The organism is Streptomyces acidicola (assembly GCF_009377235.1).
GTDB classification, from domain to species: Bacteria; Actinomycetota; Actinomycetes; order Streptomycetales; family Streptomycetaceae; genus Streptomyces; species Streptomyces acidicola.
Map to the genome: position 1 here is coordinate 1 of NZ_VMNX01000327.1, position 8019 is coordinate 8019.

Annotated in this window: 7 protein-coding genes; 5 read left to right on the plus strand and 2 right to left on the minus strand. The window is 70.7% G+C overall.

Features of this window, described 5'->3' with window-relative positions; translation table 11 throughout:
• The first annotated feature begins 768 nt into the window (after window positions 1–768).
• The 4 genes from FPZ41_RS42340 (at window position 769) to FPZ41_RS42355 (ending at window position 5120) form a co-directional block, all read left to right on the plus strand.
• Complete coding sequence (locus FPZ41_RS42340; protein WP_152869703.1) at window positions 769–2127, plus strand: endo-1,4-beta-xylanase; 1359 nt, start codon at window positions 769–771, stop codon at window positions 2125–2127.
• A gap of 105 nt (window positions 2128–2232) precedes the next feature.
• Window positions 2233–3285 carry an LCP family protein gene (locus FPZ41_RS42345; protein WP_322621436.1) on the plus strand — a complete coding sequence of 351 codons (1053 nt, stop codon included), beginning with the start codon at window positions 2233–2235 and terminating at the stop codon, window positions 3283–3285.
• 117 nt (window positions 3286–3402) lie between these two features.
• Complete coding sequence (locus tag FPZ41_RS42350; protein ID WP_152869705.1) at window positions 3403–3759, plus strand: YciI family protein; 357 nt, start codon at window positions 3403–3405, stop codon at window positions 3757–3759.
• Between the two features lie 50 nt (window positions 3760–3809).
• Window positions 3810–5120 (plus strand): RNA polymerase sigma factor, encoded by a 1311-nt coding sequence (locus FPZ41_RS42355; protein ID WP_407698896.1) that lies wholly within the window; start codon window positions 3810–3812, stop codon window positions 5118–5120.
• Here the strand turns inward: FPZ41_RS42355 and FPZ41_RS42360 are convergent.
• Together FPZ41_RS42360 and FPZ41_RS42365 are read right to left on the minus strand one after the other, a co-directional pair.
• The gene (locus FPZ41_RS42360) at window positions 5117–5545 is read right to left on the minus strand and encodes a large conductance mechanosensitive channel protein MscL (RefSeq protein ID WP_322621437.1); all 429 of its coding nucleotides are present in this window, start codon (window positions 5543–5545) and stop codon (window positions 5117–5119) included. The genes FPZ41_RS42355 and FPZ41_RS42360 overlap by 4 nt on opposite strands.
• Window positions 5546–5663: 118 nt before the next feature.
• Window positions 5664–6869, minus strand: a complete 1206-nt coding sequence (locus FPZ41_RS42365) for a class I SAM-dependent methyltransferase (protein WP_322621438.1) — start codon at window positions 6867–6869, stop codon at window positions 5664–5666.
• A gap of 90 nt (window positions 6870–6959) precedes the next feature.
• Between FPZ41_RS42365 and FPZ41_RS42370 the strand changes: the two genes are divergently transcribed.
• Window positions 6960–7925, plus strand: coding sequence for a polysaccharide deacetylase family protein (locus tag FPZ41_RS42370; RefSeq protein WP_152869710.1), 966 nt, complete (start codon window positions 6960–6962; stop codon window positions 7923–7925).
• The last annotated feature ends 94 nt before the right edge of the window (window positions 7926–8019 follow it).

Here is an 8019-nt window from a genome sequence, read left to right on the forward strand (position 1 = left end):
TCCGGGGAGGGTGCCTGAGGTTTCGTGGAGTGCTCCGCCGCCATTCGTTCGTTCGCGGGTCGGGTGCGCCTCCGCTGCGGGCAGGGGCGCATTGCGGGGAGCGTTCCTGACGCTCATGGGCGGCCTTCCCGCCGTCGTGGCTTGGGCGCCCGCGGTTTCGTCGTGGGTCGGGGGCGCGCCGAGAGGTCTCCGTCCTCGGTCCGGCGGGTCTGTGGGGGTGCGATGTACTCGGCGGCGGACGCCGGCCGCTGCGGGCGGACACCTCCCGACACACCCCCTGCCGTGCGTACGCGGCTGCCGGGTGTGTCGGGGGTGCGGGTACGGCTGGCGGGCGCGTCGGGGGGTACGGGTACGGCTCGCGGTGCAGGGACGGGTGCGGGCGTGGCTGCGGGAGCGGGTGGGGCGCAGGTGGTGAGTGGGGCCGGAGTGCGAGTGGCGCGCGGGCGTAGCTGACGGTGCGGTGGGGCCGGGGTGCGGGCGGGTGCGGGCATGGAACGCCGGTGGTGGGTGCCGCGTGCGTTGCTGCCGGTGCGTGGCCGGTGCGGTCGAGGTGCGCTGCGGGCTCGGTCTCGGGCTCGGGTGCGCCCATGCTGTTAAGGGGCGCGGGGAACTGCGCGACCAGCCACAAACGAACCCGCAGCCGCCCACCAACAGACACCCGGCAGACGAAACGCACCCGAAGTGAACCTATTGACGGGTGTGGCATCCACCCCCACACTCCTCCGAAGCCAATCGGTTGAACGACCGAAACTTTCGGAGGCACCCGCCATGAGAACCTCCAGATCCCCGTTACGCTCCCGCCTCACCACCCTGCTCACCGGCGCGGCAGCGCTGACGGCGTTGCTGGGCGCGGCCCCCGCCCACGCCGCCGACCCCCCGCTGCGTGACCTCGCCGACGCCAAGGGCAAGGTCATCGGAACGGCGGTCACCGGCTCCAAGCTCACGGGCACCTACGGCCGGATCGCCGGGGAGGAGTTCAACTTCCTCACCCCCGGCAACGCCATGAAATGGGGCTCCGTCGAGCCCACCCGAGGCAACTTCAACTGGACCGAGGCCGACCAGATCGTCGACTTCGCCGAGGCCAACGGACAGCGGGTGCGCGGCCACACCCTCGTCTGGCACAGCCAGAACCCGAGCTGGCTGACGAACGGCAGCTGGACCTCCGCCCAGTTGAGCCAGCTGATGAACGACCACATCGCCACCGAGGTCGGCCGCTACAAGGGCCGGCTGGCCGCCTGGGACGTGGTGAACGAGCCGTTCAACGAGGACGGCACCTACCGTCAGACCCTCTGGTACAACGGCCTCGGCGCCGACTACATCGCCCAGGCACTGACCGCCGCCCGCGCGGCCGACCCCAGCGCCAGGCTCTACATCAACGACTACAACGTCGAGGGCGTCAACGCGAAGAGCACGGCGCTGTACAACCTGGTCAAGTCGCTGAAGGAGCGCGGCGTCCCGATCGACGACGTCGGCCTCCAGGCCCATCTGATCCTCGGCCAGGTCCCCTCGACCCTCCAGCAGAACATCCAGCGCTTCGCCGACCTGGGCGTGGACGTGGCCATCACGGAGCTGGACATCCGTATGCAACTCCCGGCCACCGAGGCCAAGCTGGCGCAACAGGGGACCGAGTACGAGGCCGTCGTGAAGGCGTGTGTCGCGGTGAGCCGGTGCACCGGGGTCACCGTCTGGGGCTTCACGGACTCCGACTCGTGGATCCCGGACACCTTCCCCGGCCAGGGCGCGGCGACCCCGTACGACGAGAACTACGCCCCGAAACCGGCGTACTCAGGCATCGTGACGGCCCTCGGCGGCACGACGACACCGCCTCCGACGGGCGCGTGCACGGCGACGTACGGCGTCACCAGCCAGTGGAACACCGGGTTCACGGGCCAGGTGACGATCGCCTGCTCCGGGGCGTCCCTCTCGTCCTGGAGGGCCAACTGGACGTTCGGCGCGGGGCAGCAGATCACCCAGGCCTGGAACGCGACGTGCACGCAGACGGGCGCGGCGGTGAGTTGCACGAACGTCTCGTGGAACGGGAGCGTGCCGAGCGGCGGTTCGGTGACCTTCGGTTTCAACGCGAACTGGAACGGGAGCAACCCGCTGCCGACGGTGACGTTGGCGTGAGGCGCGCTCACGCATGGCTGACCGTCGGCCGAAGAGTCTGAGAATTTCCGAAGAATGCCGGTCGGACGTCTCCGCTCGTAATAATTCGGACTTACGTTCCTTCGTGTGACTGTGCGAAGCGATGAACGCGGGGATGACGGCGGAGCGGCGGACAGACAGGTGGGCCGGCGGCCGAGGCTGCTGAAGGCCGCCGGCCTCGCCCTCGCCGGGGTATTCGCGCTGGGTGTGGGCACGGCGGGCTGGGCGTACTGGCATCTGAACGACAACATCAAGAGCGTCGACATCGACAGCGCGCTCGGCGACGACCGCCCGCCCCCGGCGGCGCCGAGCCCGTCGCCCGCCCCGTTGCCCACCGGGGCGTTGAACATCCTGGTCCTGGGTTCCGACTCGCGCAGCGGCGAGGAGAACGCCGAGCTTGGCGGCGGGGACAGCGGGGGTGCCCGGTCCGACACGGCGATGGTCGTCCACCTCGACGAGGGCCGCACCGAGGCGACGGTGGTGAGCATCCCGCGCGACACACTGGTCACCCGCCCGTCCTGCCCCCTGCCCTCGGGCGGCTCCACCTCGGTCGCGTACAGCACGATGTTCAACAGCGCGTACTCGGTCGGCGGTCCGGTGTGTGCCGTGAAGACCGTCGAGTCGCTCACCGGCGTCCGTATGGATCACTACGTCGAGATCGACTTCTCGGGTTTCGCGAAGCTGGTGGACGCGCTGGGCGGGGTGACCGTCATGACGGACGAGGACATCGACGACGAGGACAGCCATCTGAAACTGGAGGCCGGCACCCACCATCTGGACGGTGAACAGGCCCTCGCTCTCGCGCGTACCCGCCACGGCATCGGCGACGGCAGCGACCTGGGCCGCATAGGCCTCCAGCAGACGCTGGTGAAGGCCCTGCTGGATCAGGTCTCCTCGACGAATCTGCTGACCAGCCCCGCCAGGCTCTACCAGGTCGCCGACGCGGTCACCGGCGGCCTGACGACGGACACCGGGCTGGATTCCCTCGGTGGGCTGATGAGCCTTGGCCAGAGCCTGAGGGGTCTGACCTCGGCCGATGTCACGACGGTGATGATGCCGGTGGTGCCGGCCCCGTCGGACCGCAACCGCGTGGTGGCGGACGAGCCGGAGGCGAGCGAGGTGTGGGCGTCGCTGAGGTGAGGCTGCTGCGGTGCGAGTGAAATTATTTTTCTGCGGCTGTGTCGATCCGGGCGTCCGTCGTTCGACGCTCAGAGTGAGAGGCGGGAAAGGTCCCGCCGTCACACCTGAGGAGTCACGATGCCGCGCTACCTGTCGCTGGTGAAGATCGACGAGGCGACCGCTCCCGCCGAGGGCCCCAGCCCCGAGATGATGGAGCGGATGGGGAAGCTGCTGGAGGAGATCACGAAGGCCGGGGTCATGCTCGACACCGCCGGGCTGATGCCCACCGTCCAGGGCAAGAGGGTGCACTGGGAGAGCGGGAACGTGTCGGTCACCGACGGGCCGTTCACCGAGACCAAGGAGGTCGTCGGCGGGTACGCCGTCATGCAGTGCAAGGACATGGACGAGGCACTTGAGTGGACCAAGCGCTTCGTGCGGGTGCACGGGCCCGAGTGGACGGTGACCTGCGAGGTCCGGGAGATCCAGGGAGGCTGACGGGGCCGTTCATTGGCCCGGCGGCCCGTACGGGTGTCTGATGGTGGGTTGTGACACCGCAGCCCACCCCGCCCCAGCGGCCCGCCGGGTCCGCCGGCTCCCCTGAGTCCGCCACCCGCACCATCGAGGCCGTCTTCCGGATCGAGTCGCCCCGCGTCATCGCCCGTGTCGCCCGGATCGTGGGGGACATCGGCATCGCGGAGGAAACGGCGCAGGACGCTCTGGTCGCGGCGCTGGAGCAGTGGCCCCGGGAGGGCGTGCCTGACAACCCGGGCGCCTGGCTGATGACGACGGCCAAGCGCCGGGCCATCGATCTCGTACGGCGGCGGGAACGGTACGCACAGAAGCTGGAGGAGGTCGGACGGGACCTGTCCCTGACCGGCGCGCACCACTTCGACGAGCCGTCCGATCCCGACGACATCGACGACGATCTGCTCCGGCTCGTCTTCACCGCCTGTCACCCCGTCCTGTCCGCCGAGGCCCGGATCGCGCTCACGCTCCGCCTCCTCGGAGGGCTGACCACGGTCGAGATCGCCCGTGCGTTCCTCGTTCCCGAGGCGACCATGGCCCAGCGCATCGTGCGCGCCAAGCGGACGCTGGCCGCCAAGGGGGTCGCCTTCGAGGTGCCGTACGGGCCGGAGCGGGAGGCACGGCTCGGGTCCGTCCTCGAGGTCATCTACCTGATCTTCAACGAGGGGTACGCCGCCACCGCCGGCGACGACTGGCTGCGGCCCGCCCTGTGCGAGGACGCCCTCCGGCTCGCCCGGGTGCTCGCCCAGCTGATGCCCAAGGAGCCCGAGGTGCACGGGCTGATGGCGCTGCTGGAGCTCCAGGAGGCGCGGGCGGCGGCGCGTACCGGTCCGTCCGGTGAGCCGGTGCTGCTGAAGCACCAGGACCGCCGCCGCTGGAACAGGATGCTGATCGCCCGCGGTTTCGCCGCGCTCGGCCGGGCCAGTGCCGCCGCCGGGGGCGCCCCCGGCCCGTACGCGCTCCAGGCCGCCATCGCGGCGTGCCACGCCCAGTCCTACACGTACGAGGAGACCGACTGGACGCGCATCGCTGCTTTGTACGGCTTGCTTGCCGCCCGGACCCCGTCCCCGGTCGTCGAGCTGAACCGGGCGGTCGCCGTCTCGATGGCCGACGGTCCGGGCCCGGCCCTGGAGATCGTCGACCGCCTCGCCGCCGAACCGGCCCTACGGGACTATCACCTGCTCCCCAGCGTCCGCGGTGACCTCCTCGACCGCCTCGGCCGTACGGAGGAGGCCCGGGCGGAGTTCGAGCGCGCGGCGGAGCTGACGCGCAACGAGCGGGAGCGGGAGTTGTTGCTGCGGCGGGCGGCGGAGGCGACCGGGCCCGGCTAGGGCGCGGGGGTGAGGTCGGTGCCGCAGTAGCGGCACTTGGTCGCCGCCTTGGGCAGGTCGTCCTGCAGACAGGCCGGACACGTCCTGCTGGGTGTGGGTTCGCCGAACACCGTCACGCCGCGCTTGGCCTGGTAGTGCTTGTAGGGAACGACGATCAGGAAGTAGATGACCGCCATGAAGATGATGAAGTAGATCAGTGCGGAGATGAACGAACCGAGGTTCAGATAGGTGGCGGTGTTGCCCGGCTGTCCGAGCTGCCAGCCCAGGCCGGGTGACTTGCCGCCCTGAGCCCTGGCGACGAGGGGGTTGATCACGAAGTCGGTGAACGCCTTGATCAGCGTGCTGAACGCCAGCGCCACGACCAGACCCACGGCCACGACGATGACATCGCCGCGCATGAGGAAGTTCTTGAAGCCGCGAAACACGGAAGTCCTCGCCTCCTGTCCTGCCTTGGGCGTCGGTGGCGTCTGTGGTGCCGCGTTCAGTCTCGTGGTGCTCCACGCGGATCGCACTCCGGCCACCGCCGTTCGTGGAAGAGGCGTGTCAGGCGGCCGGTTCGCCGGGCCGTGCGGGGTGTCCGAGCAGCATGGTCGGGGCTCCCGCGACCCGGGTGAGGAAGACGGTCGCCGCGTTCCGCCCGTGCGGCTTCGGCAGCACCTTCCTGCGCAGTTCCTCCGGATCGACCGCCGAACCGCGCTTCTTCACCGTCAGGACGCCGACCTCGCTCTCGCGGAGCAGGGCCTTCAGCTTCTTGACGTTGAACGGGAGTTGGCCCGTGATCTCGTAGGCGGTGGCGTACGGGGTGGGGCGCGGCTCGTCGGCGGTGACGTAGGCGATGGTCTCGTCGATCAGGCCGCCGTCCAGGTCCGCGGCGGCCTCGGCGACCAGGTGGGCGCGGATGACGGCGCCGTCGGGTTCGTACAAGTAGCGGCCCAGTGAACGGACCTGGGGATTGGGCAGGCCCCGGCCGCGCAGGGTGTGCGGGCCGGGGAGGAGGGTGGCCCGCACCAGGCCCGGCTCGGTGCCGAACCACAGCACCGCCTCCTTCACGTCCCCGGCGTCGGAGATCCACTCGGCCTCGGCCTGCGGCGGCACGGCCTCGTGCGGCACACCGGGGGCGATCTTCAGGGCGGCGTGCGGTGCCTTGAGGGCGGCGTCCACGGTCCAGGAGAGCGGGGGCGAGTAGGCCTCCGGGTCGAAGATCCGGCCGCGGCCTCCCCGTCGTGCCGGGTCGACGAACACGGCGTCGTAGGGGGACGTGTCCACCTCCGTCACATCCGCCTCCCGTACCTCGATCAGGTCGGCGAGTCCGAGGGCCTCGGCGTTCGCGCGGGCAGCGGCGGCCGTCAGGGGGTCCCGGTCGACGGCCAGGACGCGGATTCCGGCACGGGCCAGCGCGATCGCGTCGCCGCCGATGCCGCAGCACAGGTCGGCGACGGACCGCACGCCCAGCGCCGTGAACCGGCTCGCCCGGTATGCCGCCACCGACGTGCGCGTGGACTGTTCGACGCCGTTCGGCGTGAAGAACATCCGCTCCGCGTCCGCCGTCCCGAACTTGGCCACCGCCCGCTGCCGCAGCCGCGCCTGGGTGAGGGCGGCCGAGACGAGGCCGGCCGGGTGGTCGCGTCGCAGCCGGGTCGCGACGGCCAGCTCCGCCGCCGGGTCGGTGCCGCGCACCTCGTCGAGGAGGGCCAGGCCCTCGGGGGTGAGGAGGGCGGCGAAGGAGTCCAAGGGCGCGAGGTCGTTCACCCGGTCATTGTCGGCCAGTCGGTGGATGGTGCGCGGCCGGTGGCGGTGTCGGGCCGGGCCGTGGGGGATGGACTGCGAGGATGCAGCAACATGCGACTCGTACGACAAAATGATCAAAAGCGTGCGAAGTGGACGGGAGTTCGGGGGGGCGTGGTCGTCCTGGCCGTCTCCGCCCTGGCGTCCGCCGCGTGCGGGGGCGCAGTCGATCCGGCCCACACGTCCTCGGAGGCGGAGCGGGGCGCAGGCGCACAGCGGGACCACGGACGGCAGGAGCCCCTCCAGGCGCCCCCCGCGCGCGCCCTCGATGCGTACGCCTCGAAGCTGCTCCGGTCGTACACCGTTCAGGTCGCCGCCACGAACCGCTGGGGGCTCGGCAGGGTGCCCCTGGCGCCGCCGCTGCCCCCGGCGAAGAAGCCGGTCCTGCGGACCCGCAAGGGGTTCGAGGTCGCCAGGCATGAACGGGACGGTCTGCCGCCCGTCGTCACCGGTATCCCCACTCGGGAGAAGGTCGTGTTCCTCACCATCGACGACGGCGCCGAGAAGGACCCGGCGTTCCTGCGGATGACGAGCGACCTGAAGATCCCGTACACCGCCTTCCTCACCGACAATGTGGTGAGGAGCGACTACGGCTACTTCCGGCAGATGCGCGACCGTGGCGTCGGACTGAACAACCACACCCTCCGCCACCGCTATCTGCGCCGCCTTCCCTACGCGGAGCAGAAGCGCGAGATCTGCGGCATGCAGGACGTCATGGAGAAGCAGTTCGGGAAGCGGCCCGCCCTCTTCCGTCCGCCGTACGGCAGCTACGACCGCGACACCCTGCGCGCCGCCAAGGCCTGCGGCATCAAGGCCGTGCTCCTGTGGAACGAGGAGGTCTTCCCCGGCCGCTGGGCCTACCGCGAGGCGGGCCGGAACCTCCACCCCGGCGACATCGTCCTGAGCCACTTCCGGGGGAAGGGGCAGTGGAAGGGCACGATGCCCGACATGATCCGCGACTTCATGAAGCGGGTGTCCGAGCAGGGGTACGCCGTGGCCCGCCTGGAGGACTATCTCTGAGGGTCGGCCCATGCAGCCGGCGCCAGGCCCAGCCAGCCCGTCCGGCGTTTGAGGACGAGGCCGTTCAGGCCGAAACGGGGGTCTGGGGGCGGAG